Annotated in this window: 15 protein-coding genes; 7 read left to right on the top strand and 8 right to left on the bottom strand. The window is 33.4% G+C overall.

The window, feature by feature from the left end; genetic code table 11:
* Positions 1–11 precede the first annotated feature (11 nt).
* From ASE40_RS02475 to ASE40_RS02450, 6 genes are all read right to left on the bottom strand, one after another.
* Positions 12–785, bottom strand: coding sequence for a tetratricopeptide repeat protein (locus ASE40_RS02475; protein ID WP_057115219.1), 774 nt, complete (start codon positions 783–785; stop codon positions 12–14).
* Between the two features lie 132 nt (positions 786–917).
* Positions 918–1,952, bottom strand: coding sequence for a vWA domain-containing protein (locus tag ASE40_RS02470; RefSeq protein WP_057115965.1), 1,035 nt, complete (start codon positions 1,950–1,952; stop codon positions 918–920).
* 165 nt (positions 1,953–2,117) lie between these two features.
* Positions 2,118–3,119 carry a vWA domain-containing protein gene (locus ASE40_RS02465; protein WP_057115218.1) on the bottom strand — a complete coding sequence of 334 codons (1,002 nt, stop codon included), beginning with the start codon at positions 3,117–3,119 and terminating at the stop codon, positions 2,118–2,120.
* Positions 3,119–4,753 carry a hypothetical protein gene (locus ASE40_RS02460; RefSeq protein ID WP_057115964.1) on the bottom strand — a complete coding sequence of 545 codons (1,635 nt, stop codon included), beginning with the start codon at positions 4,751–4,753 and terminating at the stop codon, positions 3,119–3,121. The genes ASE40_RS02465 and ASE40_RS02460 overlap by 1 nt, the downstream gene beginning before the upstream one ends.
* 64 nt (positions 4,754–4,817) lie before the next feature.
* Positions 4,818–5,681 carry a DUF58 domain-containing protein gene (locus tag ASE40_RS02455; protein WP_057115217.1) on the bottom strand — a complete coding sequence of 288 codons (864 nt, stop codon included), beginning with the start codon at positions 5,679–5,681 and terminating at the stop codon, positions 4,818–4,820.
* Positions 5,682–5,761: 80 nt separating this feature from the next.
* On the bottom strand, positions 5,762–6,766 hold the full coding sequence (locus ASE40_RS02450) for an AAA family ATPase (protein WP_017497457.1): 1,005 nt from the start codon (positions 6,764–6,766) through the stop codon (positions 5,762–5,764).
* A gap of 213 nt (positions 6,767–6,979) precedes the next feature.
* Between ASE40_RS02450 and ASE40_RS02445 the strand changes: the two genes are divergently transcribed.
* The 3 genes from ASE40_RS02445 (at position 6,980) to ASE40_RS02435 (ending at position 10,065) form a co-directional block, all read left to right on the top strand.
* Complete coding sequence (locus tag ASE40_RS02445) at positions 6,980–7,855, top strand: aldo/keto reductase family oxidoreductase (RefSeq protein ID WP_057115216.1); 876 nt, start codon at positions 6,980–6,982, stop codon at positions 7,853–7,855.
* Between the two features lie 202 nt (positions 7,856–8,057).
* Positions 8,058–8,813 (top strand): SDR family NAD(P)-dependent oxidoreductase, encoded by a 756-nt coding sequence (locus ASE40_RS02440; protein ID WP_057115215.1) that lies wholly within the window; start codon positions 8,058–8,060, stop codon positions 8,811–8,813.
* A 106-nt stretch (positions 8,814–8,919) separates the two neighbouring features.
* Complete coding sequence (locus ASE40_RS02435; RefSeq protein ID WP_057115214.1) at positions 8,920–10,065, top strand: ATP-binding protein; 1,146 nt, start codon at positions 8,920–8,922, stop codon at positions 10,063–10,065.
* A gap of 125 nt (positions 10,066–10,190) precedes the next feature.
* Here the strand turns inward: ASE40_RS02435 and ASE40_RS02430 are convergent, their stop codons facing one another.
* Positions 10,191–10,934 (bottom strand): DUF3298 and DUF4163 domain-containing protein, encoded by a 744-nt coding sequence (locus ASE40_RS02430; protein ID WP_057115213.1) that lies wholly within the window; start codon positions 10,932–10,934, stop codon positions 10,191–10,193.
* 104 nt (positions 10,935–11,038) lie between these two features.
* On the opposite strand from ASE40_RS02430, the gene ASE40_RS02425 reads away from it, so the two are divergent.
* Complete coding sequence (locus tag ASE40_RS02425; RefSeq protein ID WP_057115212.1) at positions 11,039–12,181, top strand: cystathionine gamma-synthase; 1,143 nt, start codon at positions 11,039–11,041, stop codon at positions 12,179–12,181.
* An 88-nt stretch (positions 12,182–12,269) separates the two neighbouring features.
* Here ASE40_RS02425 and ASE40_RS02420 read toward each other — a convergent pair whose 3' ends face one another.
* Positions 12,270–13,064 carry a THC0290_0291 family protein gene (locus tag ASE40_RS02420; protein WP_057115211.1) on the bottom strand — a complete coding sequence of 265 codons (795 nt, stop codon included), beginning with the start codon at positions 13,062–13,064 and terminating at the stop codon, positions 12,270–12,272.
* Positions 13,065–13,386: 322 nt separating this feature from the next.
* Here ASE40_RS02420 and gdhA point away from each other — a divergent pair, with 322 nt between their 5' ends.
* The 3 genes from gdhA to recO all read left to right on the top strand — a co-directional run bounded on the left by gdhA (position 13,387) and on the right by recO (position 18,016).
* Positions 13,387–14,730, top strand: a complete 1,344-nt coding sequence (gene gdhA, locus ASE40_RS02415) for an NADP-specific glutamate dehydrogenase (RefSeq protein ID WP_057115210.1) — start codon at positions 13,387–13,389, stop codon at positions 14,728–14,730.
* Positions 14,731–14,857: 127 nt separating this feature from the next.
* Positions 14,858–17,140, top strand: a complete 2,283-nt coding sequence (locus tag ASE40_RS02410; RefSeq protein ID WP_057115209.1) for a T9SS type A sorting domain-containing protein — start codon at positions 14,858–14,860, stop codon at positions 17,138–17,140.
* A 162-nt stretch (positions 17,141–17,302) separates the two neighbouring features.
* Positions 17,303–18,016 carry a DNA repair protein RecO gene (recO, locus tag ASE40_RS02405; protein ID WP_057115208.1) on the top strand — a complete coding sequence of 238 codons (714 nt, stop codon included), beginning with the start codon at positions 17,303–17,305 and terminating at the stop codon, positions 18,014–18,016.
* Positions 18,017–18,099: the final 83 nt, after the last annotated feature.

Below are 18,099 nucleotides of genomic sequence, written 5' to 3'. Positions count from 1 at the left end.
TTAAACTTATTTTACCAGTCTTTTTCTGTTTTCTTAGGATTGCCTTTTACCTTCTGCGCGTTTACTTTATCCTGAATTTTCTTTTCTTCATTGTTAACGGCATCTAATAAATTTTGGACACGTTCTTTTGATATTCCTCCAGGCTGCGGTTTTGGCTGTCCTTGATTGTCAGACTTGTCGTCTTTCTTCGGATCGTTTTTACCGTCTTTTTTGTCTTTATCTTTGTCGCCTTTATCGTCTTTTTTATCCTTGTCTTTGTCCTTATTATCTTTATTCTTGTCCTTGTCTTTATCTTTGTTTTTATCCTTGTCTTTGTCCTTATCCTTATTCTTGTCTTTGTTTTTATCGTTTTTCGGCGGATTCTCTTTTAATTTTTGTTTCGCGTAAGCATAGTTATAACGTGTTTCATCATCTGTCGGATCATTACGTAAAGCTTGTTTGTATGCTTCAACTGCCTGCGTATAATCTTTCTCTTTCATGAAAACGTTTCCAAGATTATGATAAGCTTTGTGTTTTTCAGGTCTGGTTTTGGCATTTTTTATTGCTTTCGCGTAAGCAAACTTAGCCTCTGAAACTTGATTTTGTCTATAAATAGTATTTCCTAAATTATATGGCGCTGTTGATCTTTTAGGAAATTTTGATTCCGAAATTCTATAGTTTGCCTCAGCATCAACAAATTTATTCTGTTTATATTCTTCATTGGCAGCAGGCAATGATTTGTCTTTCTCTTGGGCAGAAACTGCCAAAGAAACCGTTAGTAAAATATAAAGAAGTAAATTTTTCATTCTTGTTTTTTATTTTTGTTTGCCACGAATCTCAGTAATTGACACTAATTAGTTTTGTTTTTTTGTGTTTGAATTTCACAAAATAACCAATTTGTTTTCGTGTAAATTCGAGCAATTTGTGGCTAACTTTTTTTATTTCTTTTCGTTAAATAAATCCAATTCTTTGATCCAGCTTGTTTTTCTTTCTAATAAGAAAATGTCTAGAAACAGTAATAAAAATGCAAATCCGATAAACCACTGAAACTGCGATTGAAATTCGGCCATTTGCGTTGCTTCAAATTCTGTTTTCTGAATGTTGTTCAAAGCATTTTTTACATATTCTAAAACTTCTTTAGTGCTTCCACCGTAAACATAACCACCTTTAGTTGCTTTTGCAATCGTTTTTAAACCTTCTTGATTTAATTTTGTGGTTACGGTTTGTCCGTTTTGATCTTTTTGGTAACCTCTTACAACACCATTTTCTTTTAAAGGAATTGTTCCTCCTCGTTCTGTTCCAACACCAATCGTAATGATTTTCATTCCTAATTTATTGGCTTCTTCTGCAGCAGCGGCAGCACCTTCAGAATGATCTTCTCCGTCAGAAATTAGAATTAATAATTTGCTGGTTTTACTTTTTTCATCAAAATAAGTTGAAGATAATCGGATTGCTTCATCTAACGATGTTCCTTGTGAGGAAACCATATCTGGACTCATACTTTGCAAGAACATTTTGGCAACACTGTAATCTGATGTTATCGGTAAAACAGGAAAGGCGCTCCCCGCGTATGCCACAATCCCAATTCTGTCACTTCCTAAGTTGTTAATGATCTGAGAGACTAATTGTTTACTCTTATCTAAACGGCTTGGTGCAATGTCTTCGGCAAGCATACTTTTAGAAACATCGACTGCAAAAACAATATCAATACCTTCTCGTTTAACAGTTTCCATTTTGGTTCCAATCTTTGGGTTAACCAAACCAATAATTAGGCAGGTAAGCGCCAAAAGAATCACAACTATTTTTAAAACAGGTTTAAAAACTGATTTCTCTGGACTCAATCTTTTTACCATTTCCAAATCACCAAATTCGCGTTGTTTTCTTCTTTTCCAATACATATTGAAAAGGAAAATACACACCACAATTGGGAGTAGTAATAAGAGATATAAATATTTTTTTTCGTCTAATTCCATAAATTTTCTTAAATTCCAATATTGAAAATCCAAATTCCAAACTTTGGAGTTATTAAATTTCAATCTTTCAAATTTTAACTTTTGCTTTTATTATTTAAGTATCCAATTTTAGATTCTCAATTTCAACTTGGAATTTGGAATTTTAAAATTTGGAATTTTTTGATTTTAAATAAAGCTTCTGTAAACTGTATTTCTTAAGCCAACTTCAAGCAATAATAAAAAGGCTGCAAATAAAACAAAACCTCTGTATTTTTCATCATAATCATAGAACTTCAATTCCTGAATTTCCGTTGTTTCCAGTTTGTTGATTGACTTATAGATCTCAGCTAATCTATCGTTGCTTGTTGCTCTAAAATAGGTTCCGTCTGTTTTGCGGGCAATATTTTTCATCAGTCTTTCGTCGATTTCAACTTTTTGCATTTTGAATAAGAAACCTCCGTTTGGTGCGTATGCGTATGGAGATTCAGCCATACCGTTTGTACCAAGACCAATTGTATATACTTTTATTCCGTATTGTTTGGCAATGTCGGCAGCAGTTTCCGGCTCGATAAATCCGGCATTATTTACACCATCGGTAAGTAAAATAATTACACGGCTTTTGGCTTTACTATCTTTTAAACGATTTACCGCAGTTGCTAATCCCATTCCAATTCCCGTTCCGTCTTGGAGAACTGTATCGTATTTAATACCTTTTATGGCTTCAAGAATAATTGCTTTATCGCTTGTAACAGGAGTTTTAGTATAAGCTTCAGAAGCATATAAAACCAATCCGATTCTGTCATTTGGTCTTTCTTCAACGAAATCGGCAGCAACTCTTTTCAAAGCTTCCATACGATTAGGCTTTAAATCTTTTGCCAGCATAGATCCAGAAACGTCAATTGCCATTACAATATCAATACCTTTTGTTGTTTTGGTTTGATTGCTGATATCTACAGTTCTTGGACGTGCCAATGCAATGATTAATGAGCTTAAAGCTAAAATTCTAAAAACATATAAGCACGGTCTTAATTTGACCAATAAAGATTCGCTGTTTTGAAAACCTGCGGTCGAGCTCATTTTTAAAGTAGCCAACTGCTGGTTGCGTTTCAATAAAAACCAAATTATAGCAATCGGAATTAAAAGGAACAACCAAAGAAATTCTGGATTTAAAAAAGTGATCTTACTCATTAGTTGCTTGCTCTTTGAAGTTCAACAGAATTTAATACTCGGGTTGTGATTTCATTAGCATACGTATCACCTTCTTCATGTAAAATCAGGATTTGCTGTAAACCTTGATCTTGCTTGAAAAGCAATAACTCATAATATGCTTTTGTACTCGTTTTAGTTTCTGGGTTCAGAATAGTCATTGTTCCGTAACCTTTTACTCCCTGAATACCTTCATTAGTTTGAAAATCTTCTTGTTTTACAATAATATTTTGTCCGCCTTGAGCTTCAATAATTTTTAATGAACCTTCAAGCGCTTTAGATAAATCTATATCTGTTGGCTGTTTAAATTTACTTGTAGAAACTGCAATATAGAAATTGTCAATCATACTGCCGTATACAAAAAGCTGCATTTCTTTAATTAATGCCATTGCTTCTTTTGGCAGTACTTTTTCTGTATCAACTCTTTTTAAAACTTTTGGAGTTTCAATAAGAACGGCTGGATTTCCATATGCACTTTTTACCCATTCGCCTTCTAATAATTCTTTAGAAGGATGACCAATTATATTGTCTTTTACATAATTGAAACCTTTAGTAACCACGAAATAAGTTGTCGTTGCCGTTAATAAAAACACAACGGCAGCAACGGCATAACCAATTCGTGCATTTCGTTTTTTACGAAGCTGTGCTTGAATTTGTTTTTGTCTTTGCGCTTCATTCAATAATTGATCTTCAACATCTTCTGGAACTTCTGTCGGGATTGCATTATCCAGCGTTAAAATTACTTTCTGAATTTTGTTTCTGTCTTCTGTAATTTCAAATTCTAATGGTTTAGATTTTGCAAATTTTACCAAATCGGCTTGACGTAAAACACGTTCTAAATTCTCAACCGTTTCCGGCGTAAGCGTCATTTTCTTTTGAGTTGAGGCTGTTCTAATTGCCTGAATCAATTCAGAAGTTGTACTTTCCATTGCTGGAATATGGATAGCTTCTTCGATATAATTTCTAGCGATATCTGTTAATTCGCTGTAGTATTCTTTAATTTCTCCTTTTTGAACAAGTTCTTTTTTCTCTAAGCTGTTTAATAAACTTGTCGCTTTTTCGATAGGGGTTTTATAAACTTCCTCTTCAATTTTTTTCAGCTGGCGTTTTTTAACGTACCAGTAAACAAAAGCCCCAATTCCGATAATTACTAAAAGAATCAAAACATAAATCCACCAATTTCCCATTCCTTCATCTACAGAAGAAATATCTTTAATATCATACATTTTCTGCTGTAAAGTATCCACTTTTACATTGGCTACTTCAACTTTGATAGAATCTGTAAAGAAAGGTTTTTTATCAATTAAAATTTTGATGCTTGGAATTGTATAACGACCAGAATCAAACTGCGTTAAACCATATTTTTTGATTAACTCGTAAGTGTCATCTTTCTTAACCGTATCAACTGGATAAGACTGAATTACTTCTAAAGCACCAATATTCTTAAGTTTCGGAAATTCAACTTTTGATTTTGAGTTTACAACAGTTTTAAGTGTCAGTTTAAACTCTGCACCAATTTTGTTTTTTGTGGTATCAATGCTTGTTTCTACTGGTTTCTGCTGGGCAAAAATCATAGTAGAAAAGAACAATAAAAATATATAAAGTTTAAATTTCATTTGATTAACGATTGTTGATTTTAGATTAACGATTTTTGATTTGTTAATCAAAATTGCCAGATTTTTATCGTGATTTGAAATAGCCTAATAGTTTAGTAACGTAATTTTCGTCTACTCTGGTATTTACAATTCCTGCTCCAGATTTACGGAATGTATCTTTAAAATAATTCAATTTGTCTTGATAATGTTTCTCATAATTTAGACGAACTGTTTTTGAACCTGTATCAACCAATTGTATTTTTCCAGTTTCAGCATCCAGCATTGGTACCATTCCTAAATTTGGAATTTTTTCTTCGCGGATATCGTATACTCGAACACCTGTAATGTCGTGTTTTTTGGAAGCAATTTTTAAAGTATGCTCATAAGAATCAGACATGAAATCTGAAATCATGAAAATAATGGCTTTCTTCTTTTGAGTTCCAGATAAAAACTTTAGAGCCTGTGCAATGTCTGTTTTATTGCTTTTTGGTTCAAATTCGATCAATTCGCGAATGATGCGAAGCACGTGCGAACGTCCTTTTTTTGGCGGAATATATAGTTCTACAGTATCAGAAAATAATATTAAACCAATTTTGTCATTATTCTGTGTAGCCGAAAAAGCCATCGTTGCCGCAATTTCGGTTACGATGTCTTTCTTGAATTGATTTTTAGAACCAAAAGATTCCGAACCCGAAATATCAACCATTAGAACCATGGTCAATTCGCGTTCTTCTTCAAATACTTTAACGTGAGCTTCGTTATAGCGTGCGGTCACATTCCAATCGATGTTACGAATATCATCTCCGTATTGGTATTGACGCACCTCGCTAAACGTCATTCCTCGTCCTTTAAATGAAGAGTGGTATTCTCCCGAAAAGATATGATTGCTCAGTCTTTTCGTTTTGATTTCTATTTTCCGTACTTTTTTTAAAAGCTCTTTTGTATCCATTTTATTTGTTTAAAGTTTAAAGTTTAAAAGTTTCAAGTTAGTCTTGCAACAACTTGAAACCTGAAACTTGAAACAAATTTTTAAGGTACCTCAATCTCGTTAACGATTTTGTTGATAATGTCTACAGAAGTAATGTTTTCTGCTTCTGCTTCGTAAGTAATTCCAACTCTGTGACGTAAAACATCGTGAACAACAGCACGAACGTCCTCTGGAATTACATATCCGCGGCGTTTGATAAAAGCGTAACATTTTGCAGCATTAGCCAAGTTGATACTTCCACGAGGAGAAGCTCCAAAACTAATAAGCGGTTTTAAGTCGGCTAATTTGTATTTTTCAGGGTAACGCGTTGCGAAAATAATATCTAGGATGTATTTTTCAATTTTTTCGTCCATGTAAACTTCACGAACTGCTTCTTGCGCACGTAGAATCTGTTCAACAGAAACTACAGGATTTACTTTTTCGTAAGATCCTTTTAAGTTTTGGCGAATTACAAAACGCTCTTCATCAATTTTTGGGTAGTCAATAACTGTTTTCAGCATGAAACGGTCAACTTGTGCTTCTGGAAGCTGGTATGTTCCTTCTTGTTCCACTGGGTTTTGTGTTGCAAGTACTAAAAACGGACGGTCTAATTTAAAAGTAGTGTCACCAATGGTAACTTGTTTTTCCTGCATTGCCTCTAATAAAGCTGATTGAACCTTTGCCGGCGCACGGTTAATCTCATCGGCAAGTACGAAATTAGCAAAAATAGGTCCCTTTTTAATAGAGAATTCATTTGCTTTAATATTGTAAATCATGGTTCCGATAACATCGGCAGGTAATAAATCCGGCGTAAACTGGATACGGCTGAAAGAACCTTGAACCGCTTGTGATAATGTATTTATGGCTAAAGTTTTTGCAAGACCTGGAACTCCTTCCAGTAAAATATGTCCTTGTCCAAGCAATCCGATTAATAAACGCTCGACCATATGTTTCTGGCCCACAATAACTTTGTTCATTTCCATTGTAAGAAGGTCTATAAAAGCACTTTCTCTTTCAATTTTTTCATTTATCGCTCTAATGTCTAAAGTCGTTGTATTTTCTTCCATATAAATATTTTTAAAAACCTTGATTTGTACGCCTGTTTTTTGAGAGTGCAAATTGAATATTTTTTAAGAAGTAAGATGTTAAAGAATGGTTAAAACTTCGACCAATGACCTAATTTTAAGGACTAATTGTGAATCTATTTTTATATTTTTAAGAACTTTGATGATTATGTTTTATTAAAGCATAATTATTACCAAAAATAACGCATAACTATTATGAGCAAAACGGTCTTATCGCCTATAATTTCGGGCACTATGAATTGGGGAGTTTGGGATAAAAACCTTACAACCAAAGAAATGGAAAACATGATACAAGTGAGTATCGAAAACAAAATTACGACTTTTGATCACGCGGATATTTACGGATCTTATACGACCGAAGCCGATTTTGGAAAAGCCTTTCACGCCAGTAAAATTGATCGTGAAAAATTACAATTAATTACCAAGTGCGGTATTCAAATGATTGCTGAAAAACGCCCTGAAAACAAAATCAAACATTACGATTATTCGAAAGACTATATTATTAAGTCGGTTGAAGGATCTTTGAAAAAACTGAAAACAGATTATGTAGATGTTTTTTTACTGCACAGACCAAGTCCGTTAATGCAGGCAGACGAAATCGCAGAAGCGGTTGAAAAATTAAAAGGTGAAGGAAAAATTATTGATTTTGGACTTTCGAATTTTACCAGTTCACAAACCGAATTAATTCGCCAGAAAACAGAAGTAAGTTATAATCAAGTACAATTTTCTGCAACGCATTATGACGCAATGTTAGATGGAAGTTTAGATTATATGCAGACACACGGAATTCGTCCGTTGTCATGGAATCCGCTTGGAACTGTTTTTAGAGAAGATACTAAACAAACCCGCCGTTTGAAAAAATTATTTTCAACGTTAGTAGAAAAATACCATTTAGGTTCTGATACGCTTTTATTGGCTTGGATTTTAAAACATCCTGCAAAAGTAATTCCTATTGCTGGAACGGTAAATATCGCTAGAATTCAATCTTTAATGAAAGCTGTTGAACTAGAAATGGATACAGAAGACTGGTTCGCCATCTGGACAGAAAGCATGGGCGACGATGTGCCTTAATTTTTAGTTTTTCAGTCGCAGTGACAGTATTCAGTATTATCTGAGTAGAAAAAAATAAACACATAGAAACATAGATTTATGATTGCTTTGGAAAAGAGAATTTTAGCGTTTCACTTACACATAGCTATATGAATTATGCAAATGAAATGCCTTTCAAAGTAAGTAAACTATGCCTCTATGTGTTAAAAACAAAATATTTAAAATGAAAAAAACAGTTTTAATTACTGGTGCTACAAGCGGAATTGGAAAGGCAACCGCTCAAATTCTAGCAAAAAACAATTATAAAGTTATTCTTTGCGGAAGACGTAAAGACCGTTTGGAAGAACTTCAAAAAGAACTTTCTGCTTTTACAGAAGTGCATTCTTTAGCATTTGATGTTCGTAACAAAGAGGAGGTTTTAGAAAAAATAGGTGCTTTGCCAAACGATTTTTCTACGATTGACGTTTTAATTAATAACGCTGGTAATGCCCACGGTTTAGATCCGATTCAAAATGGAGATTTAGACGATTGGGATGCTATGATTGACATTAATGTAAAAGGACTTTTGTATGTTTCAAAAGCGATAATTCCGCAAATGGTTGAAAGACAATCTGGACATATTATTAATATTGGTTCTACTGCTGCGAAAGAAGTTTACCCAAACGGAAACGTATATTGCGGTTCGAAACATGCCGTTGATGCTATAACTGCAGGAATGCGAATTGATTTAAATCCTTTCGGAATCAGAGTTGGAGGAATTCATCCGGGAATGGTTGCAACAGAATTCAGTGAAGTTCGTTTTAAAGGAGATGTCGAAAGAGCCGCAAACGTGTACAAAGGATTTGATCCGCTGCAGGCCGAAGATATTGCTGATATTATTCATTTTGTAGTTTCAAGGCCTTATCATGTTAATATCGCAGACTTGGTAGTTATGAGTACGGCGCAGGCATCTTCTACGATTGTGAAGAAAAATATTTAAATTAGATTGATAGACTTCTTAGAAAGTTAGATCTTTAGATTAATTTAGAAATCTGAAAACCAATATCTAAGAAGTCTAAAATCTAACTTTCTAAGGAGTCTAAATAATGATTAATAAACGCCTTTTGATAAAGAATTTGCTTGCTCACAATGATGAGAGCAGTTTTTATGATAAAAAAAGGCAGCTGAATCTTCATTCTCGAGAAGGAAAAGGCAAGTTTCTCAAACACATTTGTGCATTGTCAAACTCAAATCCCAATAATAATTCTTATATCGTTGTTGGAGTCGAAGATCAGGATAATGAAATTGTCGGCGATGATTTTTTTGATGACAGCCGAATTCAGAATCTTGTAAATGCTTTTTTAGAAAATCCGCCTAAAATTCAATACGAAAATGTCCCTTTTCCAAATCTTCCAAAAGATAAAGTGATTGGTCTGGTTACTATAAAACCAAAAAGTAAAGTTTCTTATTTTAAAAAAGGAATTCATACCATTCTTGCTAATAGTGTTTTTATAAGGCGAGGCAGTAATTCGATTTCGCTGGAAAGTGGGGAAGAGGTTGAAAAAAACTATCAGAATACAGAAACTGTAATCGGAATTGAAAATAGTTCTCGAAACAGCATTCAATATACTTTAGACGGTGTTATTGATTTTATGAATTTCAGGCATAAAGATATGTCGCCGAAATATCATGTTTTTAAAGAATTATTTGTGATTTGCTGGGCTGGTGTTCCCAAAAAATTACGGGATAAAACGTATTTGTCACGAGTTGATATCGAACTAATTAATGAGCAGATTAAACTTTTCTATTCTGCGCAGGATGTTGTCACCATTTTTTATGATGATGATAGTTTTACGATTACAGAATATGTGCCGCTTGGCTTAAATGATAAAACGAGTTATTATCCGCTGGAAGAACAAACTATTCATTTTTTTGACAATGGTTACTATAAAATAGACCGTCAAATGCTTTTTCAGCCGCCAGAATTCAACAGAAAAATGTTGTATCATATATACAATGCGAATATGGCTTTGTTGGCTAAACTTCAAAAAAATATCATATTGTCTGAACGTGAAATGAAGGATTTAGAAAACCTGCCTTCTACGTTTATGATTTGTCATTTAAATGGTTTTGAAGAAGCAAGACAAAAGCTCATAGATGCCAAATTGCTTTTAAAACCTTATAAAAATGTTTATTCTTCTTTTAAAGAAGCACTTCGTGTTTTACGTAAAATGAAGTATGATGTTCAATAAAGAGGTGCAGAGGTTCAGAGAAACAAAGTGACAAAGGTTTTTCTGTAGAGACGCACTGCAGTGCGTCTACATCCAGCATATCTACAAAAATTGTGTAGATGCTGAATTTATTTAATTTAAAATATTTAATGAAAATTCAAGTACTTATTGACTTCATCATAAGGGAACAAAATTTCTTTTGGACCATCTGCATATGAAGCGGCTTCATATGAGTTGTAATATAAGAGCAGACCTTCTGAAGTATAAAATATGTTTTGCGGCAGCTGAAATTTATCATTTTCAAACATTAAACCTGTTGCATTAATATTCGCTTCTGCTGGTATTTTGTATTTTGCCCGAAATGCTTTTTCGGCGAAGGCCTTAAAATCTTTTTCGTTTTTAAATAATTGATTGTTGAATATTGTTTTTCCAGTTTTCGCATTAAATAATAGGGAACGATAACCTTGATAACCATGTGCACCGCCGGTAAAGGTGTAATGATCAATTTTAAGATTTAAAATCGAATCAGATTGAAATTCAACATTGCCAATTATTTTCGCCTCCCATCCAAAAGTGTCATTTGGGAATTTTTGACGCATTTCTTCATACGAAGCAATAAAAGATTTAGACAATGATTTGTAGTCATTGACTTGTGTTGAATCTTCACCAAAAAAAACAATCTCCTTTATTACAGAGAAAACTTTCTTATTAATGCTGTCTGATATTACTTTAATATTTTTGGCAACTGGAACTTCTATTGTGATTTCCGGACAATCAGTTTTGCACGGAATATTAGATTTTTCTTCAAACCTTTCATTCTCAAATGAAAGCTCTTTTTTGCAACTTGTAAAAATCAAACACAAAAAGATTATAAATATGTAATTTTTCATATCAAAAAGTGTTAATTATATACAAAGGTAAGAAGTTGTGTCGCGATAAAATAAATTAAGCGGTAAATTTGTACAACAATTATAGATTTAAAACTTATAACTATATGAAATTTAATACAAAAGTTATACATGGAGGACAGCACCATGATCCATCTACAGGAGCAGTTATGCCGCCAGTATACCAAACGTCAACTTTTATTCAGACAAGTCCAGGGAAACCTTTGGCAGATTACGAATACAGCAGAGCATCAAACCCTACGCGTACAGCATTGGAAGAAGCTTTGGCAAGTATCGAAAACGGAACTCGCGGATTAGCATTTTCGTCTGGTCTTGCAGCAACAGACTGTGTTTTAAGATCTTTTAAAGCGGGTGACGAAATTATTGCAATGGATGATTTATACGGTGGAACTTATAGAATGTTCTCTCGAATTTATAAAGATTCAGGAATTAAATTTCATTTTGTTGATATGACTGATATTGAAAAATTCAAAAGTTTAATCAACGAAAACACAAAATTAATCTGGGTAGAAACGCCGACAAATCCATTGATGAAATTGGCCGATATTCAAGAAATTGCAAAAATTACTCAAGAAAAGAAAATTCTTCTTGCGGTGGACAATACTTTTGCAACGCCATATTTGCAAAAACCATTAGATTTAGGAGCAGATATTGTTATGCATTCAGCAACGAAATATTTAGGAGGACATTCTGATGTTATTGCGGGCGCATTAATTGTAAAAGACAAAGAACTTGGAGAACAACTGCATTTTCAGCAATTTGCAACTGGTGCGACACTTGGACCAATGGACAGTTTTTTAGTTTTAAGAGGAATCAAAACTTTGGCTTTAAGGGTGCAAAGACACTGCGAAAATGGCGAAAAAGTAGTTGAATATTTAAGTAATCACCCAAAAATAAAAACGGTTTATTATCCAGGTTTAAAAAGTCATCCGTTTCACGAAATTGCTAAAAAGCAAATGAAAGCTTTTGGCGGAATGGTTTCGTTTGATTTTAAATCAGGGAAAAAAGAAGATTCAATAGCGTTTTTAGAAAAGCTAAAAGTATTTACTTTGGCAGAATCGCTTGGTGGAGTTGAATCACTAGCCAATCATCCAGCTTTAATGACACACGCATCAATTCCTGCCGATAAAAGAGCAGAAGTTGGTATTACCGATGATTTAGTTCGACTAAGTGTTGGTATTGAAGATGCTGATGATTTAATTGCTGATTTAGAACAGGCTTTATCTTAGAGAGAAATTCCCAAATAAAAAAATCCCAAATTCCAATTGTAATATTTTGGAATTTGGGATTTTTTATATTTTGAGATTTAAAATTCTGTTAGAATTCTAAGTAATAAATATATCCAAAGTTAAACCAAACCTGCCAGTCATTTGATTTGTTTTCTTTGTAAATGTCTTTGTTTGGGTTTAATCCATCAATCCAATCTGAGTTATACATTTGAAAACGAGTTTCAAACATTAAATCACTCATTGTGGTTAATTTATAATGTACTCCAATTGCTGCTGTTGCAGATAATACTACTCCGCTCTCACTAGAAAAACCATGTGCACGACCATCAGATGGGGTCAGGTATTTTCCTGGAGTTACATTTGGAAGAGTTATGTCTCCTAAATGTGAACCGATTTTTGTAGAATAATAGCTTACTTGAAAACCTACACTACCATACGGGCTGAAACTACCAATTGTGTTTTCGAAGTCATGAATTTTCATAAAAGGAGAAAATTCTAATTGAGCTCCAAGACCTAAAGTAGTAGAACTTGCGTGCATGTTTTTAAGCTGCTGGGCAAATAGTCCGTCAGGCTTTCTTTCCACCCACTGGCCATAATGTTTCAAATTAGTTCTGCTGAAAGCAAGTTCAGAGCGCACTTTAAAATGTTCTGTAAAGAAACTTTCTCTGTTATTTGCAGCAGAAAAGTTGATAAAGTGCATAATTCCGATACCAAAACCTGAGTTTCCAACGTTGGTGTCGAAGTTGCTTCTTTCGCCAAAATCGGACTGTAAAGTAACAGGTCCTGCATAGACTCCTATCTCTTGGGCTAGGTTTGATTGCGCTGATGCCGCGGTTGATATACCAAAGAAGGCAAATAATGTGATAAATAGGTGTTTAGACATTTCGTAGGGGCTTACAAATCTCGGCAAATATATAAAAAACCTAATCGATTCAAAATATTAAATCGGTCTATTGAAAAATAACTAGCAAAATACTTAATTTACTAACTTTTAAAAGGCGATTTGCATGTAAACACCTACATGTAAAATGAGTTTTTTTGTAATGCTTGAAAAAAACACAAATCGATTCAAAAAAGTGAAAAATATAACTTCGAATCAGAATTTGATATATCTTTGTGTGTTAAAACGAAAACGTTTTCTTAAACTGAGATTTAGGTTGGAAAACTGAAAATTAAATCAAATTATCTGAAAATTTATTTCAAATATGGAACAAAAAATAAATGAATTTATGGCTCTAGTTGAGTCAAAAAATCCAAATGAGCCAGAATTTCTTCAAGCAGTTAGAGAATTTGCAGAAACAGTAATTCCCTTCATATCTGAGCGCAAAAAATATGATGGTAAAAATATACTTCTAAGAATTGCAGAACCAGAACGTTCTATAATTTTTAGAGTTCCTTGGGTAGATGACAAAGGCGAGATCATTGTAAACAGAGGTTTTAGAATTCAAATGAACTCTGCAATCGGACCTTATAAAGGTGGAATTAGATTTCATCACTCTGTAAATTTATCAGTTTTGAAATTCTTGGCTTTCGAACAAGTATTCAAAAACAGTCTTACTACACTTCCGATGGGAGGTGGAAAAGGTGGTTCTGATTTTGATCCAGAAGGAAAATCTGATGCAGAAATTATGCGTTTCTGTCAATCATTTATGACAGAATTATGCCGTCATATTGGTCCAGATCTTGATGTTCCTGCTGGAGATATTGGTGTTGGAGCAAGAGAAATTGGATATTTATTTGGACAATATAAAAGAATCAGAAATGAATTTACAGGAGTTTTAACTGGAAAAGGTTTAGCTTACGGAGGTTCATTAATTAGACCAGAAGCTACAGGATACGGAGTAGTTTATTTTACAGATCAAATGTTACGCACAATTGGCCACGAAGTAAAAGGTAAAAGAGTAGCAATTTCTGGATTCGGAAATGTGGCTTGGGGAGTTGCCTTAAAAGTTAACGAACTTGGAGGAAAAGTTCTTACGATTTCTGGTCCTGATGGATATATTTATGATGAAGAAGGAATCTCTGGCGAAAAAATTGACCATATGCTTGAAATGAGAGCGACTGGAGACAATAGAGCAGAGAGATATTTGGAGAAATATCCAAATGCTGTATTCCATAAAGGAAAAAGCCCTTGGGAAGTAAAAGTAGATATCGCAATTCCATGTGCTACACAAAATGAGTTAAATGGAGATGATGCTCAAAAATTAATCGATAATGGTGTTTTATGTGTTACTGAAGCTGCAAATATGCCTTCTACATTAGATGCTATTAAACTTTTCTTAGATAATAAAGTATTATTTGCTCCAGGAAAAGCGGCAAATGCTGGTGGTGTTGCTGCTTCTGGATTAGAAATGACTCAAAATTCTATCCGTTTAAACTGGACTAGTGAAGAGGTTGATTTACGTTTGAAAGATATCATGGTTGGAATTCACAACCAATGTAAAAAATACGGTGCAGAAGAAGACGGATATGTAAACTATGTAAAAGGAGCGAACATTGCCGGATTTGTTAAAGTTGCCGATGCTATGCTTGCACAAGGTGTAGTTTAAAAATTTAATTGCAATGTTAAAATGCCTTCGATTATCTTTTAGAAGATATTCGGAGGCATTTTTTATTCCACCAAAAATTAAATAATCTCGTTTGTAGTATATTTGTCTATCCGAATACATTATAATGATGAAGAAAATAGCTTTCTGCGTTTTATTTTTAGTACTAATACAATTTTGTCAGGCGCAGAATAAATCGTCTTGGCTGGGATATTTTTCTTTTAATGAAATAAAAGATGTTGCAGAATCTTCAACAACTGTTTTTGCAGCTTCAGAAAATGCATTGTTTTCAAAAAACACCACAACAAATGTTTTAAAAACCATAACTACAGTTGACGGATTATCGGGACAGACTATTGCTGCAGTTTATTATAGTGAAACATTCAAGAAAACAATAGTCGGTTATGAAAATGGTTTGATGATTTTAATTAACGAAACCGACGGAAGTATATTAAAAATTGTAGATATAATTAATAAGCAGCTGCCGGCAAATTTGAAAAAAATCAATCATTTTATGGAACATAATGGTTTGGTTTATGTTTCGTGCGATTTCGGAATTGTTCAGTTTAATTTAAATACTTCTCAGTTTGGTGATACCTATTTTATTGGTGATAACGGAGCCGAAATTAGTGTCAAACAAACCACTTTTTTTAATGGATTTATTTTTGCCGCAACTTCCAGCGGTATCAGAAGAGCCGATAGTACAAATGCAAATCTTATAGATTACAATCAATGGACAGTTGTGAATACAGGAAATTGGTCTGGTGTAGAAGCTCTGGATACAGAACTTATTGCTGTAAACGATTCTGGATATATTCATCGATTTAATTCCAATACTTTTATAGGTTTCTCCCAGTTGCCTCAAGCTGCAGTTGATGTGAGGGCAAAAAATCATAATTTGTTTGTTACAACTGCAAATACAGTGTATGTGTATAATAATCAAATGGTTTTAAATCGACAGATTACAAATTCCCAAGTTTTAGATAATACCTTAAATTTTAGCTGTGCGACAGCAGTTGGAGATCAGATTTTCATTGGAACAAAAGAAAAAGGATTGTTTGTTTCTGCACTCAGTAATACAGCAAGTTTTGAAAACAATACACCAGCAGGGCCAGTAAAAAATAATATTTTTTCAATAGATGTAAGTCCAAATACTTTGTGGGCTGTATATGGAGATTATGACACATCATATGATCCGTATCCTTTAGATAGTTACGGAATTAGCCGATACAATGTTTCAGGGTGGCTGAATATCCCATATTCTGAAGTTTATGATGCGAAATCAATTACGAGAGTTATAATAAATCCAAATAATGAAAAGCAAGTTTATGCTAGTTCCTTCTTTTCTGGATTACTAAAGATTGAAAACGAAGTGCCGAATTTTTTATATAATGAAAAAAACAGCGGCTTAGAATCAATTACAAATGCTGGCGCAGATTATATAGATGTTCGTATAAATGCAAATGCTTTTGATAAATCTGGAAATCTTTGGATTACGAACAGCCGAATCAAAAATGGACTGAAGGTTTTAAAAACAAATGGTCAATGGGGAAGCTACCCAATGACTTCAATTTTTGGTAATGCCGAAAATATTAGTTATTCAAGCATAGCTGTGGATCGAAATAATGTAAAATGGATCGGAACTAATAGAGATGGTGTTGTAGGTTTTAATGAAACTACAAATACATTTAAAAAAATGACTTTCGGCACCGACGTCGGCAATCTGCCAATTGCAGACGTTAGAAGTATAGCACTTGATACAAAAAATCAGCTTTGGATAGGAACTACAAAAGGTTTACGAGTTTTATCGAATGTTGGGAACTTTCAGTCGGAAAGTCAGTTAAAAGCAAATCCGATAATTATTGAAGAAGATGATTTAGCGCAAGAATTACTTTATGAGCAATTTATTACTTCTATAGCAGTTGATGGAGCCAATAATAAATGGATAGGAACAGCAGATTCGGGAGTTTTTATGGTTTCTCCAAATGGTCAGGAAACCAAATATCATTTTACGATAAATAATTCTCCCTTGCCGAGTAATTATGTAAACGACATTAAAATAAATAGCAAAACGGGTGAAGTCTTTATTGCGACCAATAAAGGAATGGTTTCGTTTAATGGAATAGCAACAGGAGCAAACGATAATTTGAATAATGTTTATGTTTATCCAAATCCAGTTCGTCCTGCTTACTCAGGAACAGTGAAAGTTGCTGGTTTAATTGATAAAGCCAATGTCAAAATCACAGATATCGAAGGAAACCTGGTTTTTGAAATAACATCTTCTGGGGGAACAATAGAGTGGGATACAACCGCTTTTGGTAAATATAAAGTAGCTTCTGGCGTTTATATGGTTTTTATATCAGCACAAGACGGCAGCGAAACTAAGGTTAAGAAAGTTATGATTATACGTTAGTCTGAAAGTGAAAAGTGAAAAGTGAAAAGTGAAAAGTGAAAAGTGAAAAGTGAAAAGTCAAAAGTGAAAAGTAAAAAGTGAAAAGTGAAAAGTGAAAAGTAAAAAATCTAAGAAGTCTAATATCTAAGAAGTCTAATATCTAAGAAGTCAAAAAATCTAAAATTGCTCGTCAAAACCAAAGCCATAGTAATTTCGTCTTTAAAATTTCAGGAAAAAAGCTTGATAGTGAAATGCTTTACACTTTCCAGCGGACTGAAATCTTATTTTGTGCGCGATGCTTTTTCAAGCAGAAAAGCAAGTCAGAAGATTGCTTACTTTCATCCGTTTTCTATCTTAGAAATTGAGGCTGTTCATAAGAATAAAGGAACTTTAGAAAATTTCAAAGAAATAAAAAGTGCAGTTCCTTTTCAGAGCATTCACACAGATATTGTGAAAAGTACAATGGTAATGTTTCTTTCAGAAATGCTTCATTATTCTATTCAGGAAGAAGAAAAAAACGAACCTCTTTTTGTTTTTTTAGAAACGGCGCTGACATGGCTGGATCATCATGATGAAATTTCTAACTTTCATTTAATAATGCTTTTAGAAATTACAAAATACCTTGGTTTTTATCCTGAACTTTCAGAAGTTGATCTGCCATTTTTTGAAATGAATGAAGGTGTTTTTACGCTTTTCCAAAAAGGAAATGTGCTATCTGAACACGAAACCAATTTGTTTAAAAAACTACTCGATTTAAAATTCGATAATGATCTCAAGATCTTTCATGTTGCAGAGAGACAAATACTGTTGAAAATTTTAATTGACTATTATAGTCTGCATTTAGAAGGATTCAAAAAACCTAAATCTTTAGAGATTTTAAAAGAAGTTTTCTCTTAAATCAATAAAAAGGCTGTTTTTTGTTGCGGAATCTACTCGAAATTTCTTTAAACCAGTCTTTTTTCCGTTATCTTTTATCTATT

It is taken from the genome of Flavobacterium sp. Root935 (assembly GCF_001429295.1).
Lineage (GTDB): Bacteria > Bacteroidota > Bacteroidia > Flavobacteriales > Flavobacteriaceae > Flavobacterium.
This window is presented reverse-complemented; position numbering and strand designations above follow the sequence as displayed.

Excerpts from the sequence above, each read along its gene's own strand:
- ASE40_RS02465 (WP_057115218.1), bottom strand. The coding sequence starts at position 3,119 with ATGAGTAAGATCACTTTTTTAAATCCAGAATTTCTTTGGTTGTTCCTT.
- ASE40_RS02475 (WP_057115219.1), bottom strand. The coding sequence starts at position 785 with ATGAAAAATTTACTTCTTTATATTTTACTAACGGTTTCTTTGGCAGTT.
- ASE40_RS02435 (WP_057115214.1), top strand. The coding sequence starts at position 8,920 with ATGATTAATAAACGCCTTTTGATAAAGAATTTGCTTGCTCACAATGAT.
- ASE40_RS02460 (WP_057115964.1), bottom strand. The coding sequence starts at position 4,753 with ATGAAATTTAAACTTTATATATTTTTATTGTTCTTTTCTACTATGATT.
- ASE40_RS02455 (WP_057115217.1), bottom strand. The coding sequence starts at position 5,681 with ATGGATACAAAAGAGCTTTTAAAAAAAGTACGGAAAATAGAAATCAAA.
- ASE40_RS02420 (WP_057115211.1), bottom strand. The coding sequence starts at position 13,064 with ATGTCTAAACACCTATTTATCACATTATTTGCCTTCTTTGGTATATCA.
- ASE40_RS02410 (WP_057115209.1), top strand. The coding sequence starts at position 14,858 with ATGAAGAAAATAGCTTTCTGCGTTTTATTTTTAGTACTAATACAATTT.
- ASE40_RS02425 (WP_057115212.1), top strand. The coding sequence starts at position 11,039 with ATGAAATTTAATACAAAAGTTATACATGGAGGACAGCACCATGATCCA.
- gdhA (WP_057115210.1), top strand. The coding sequence starts at position 13,387 with ATGGAACAAAAAATAAATGAATTTATGGCTCTAGTTGAGTCAAAAAAT.
- ASE40_RS02440 (WP_057115215.1), top strand. The coding sequence starts at position 8,058 with ATGAAAAAAACAGTTTTAATTACTGGTGCTACAAGCGGAATTGGAAAG.
- ASE40_RS02445 (WP_057115216.1), top strand. The coding sequence starts at position 6,980 with ATGAGCAAAACGGTCTTATCGCCTATAATTTCGGGCACTATGAATTGG.
- ASE40_RS02470 (WP_057115965.1), bottom strand. The coding sequence starts at position 1,952 with ATGGAATTAGACGAAAAAAAATATTTATATCTCTTATTACTACTCCCA.
- ASE40_RS02450 (WP_017497457.1), bottom strand. The coding sequence starts at position 6,766 with ATGGAAGAAAATACAACGACTTTAGACATTAGAGCGATAAATGAAAAA.
- ASE40_RS02430 (WP_057115213.1), bottom strand. The coding sequence starts at position 10,934 with ATGAAAAATTACATATTTATAATCTTTTTGTGTTTGATTTTTACAAGT.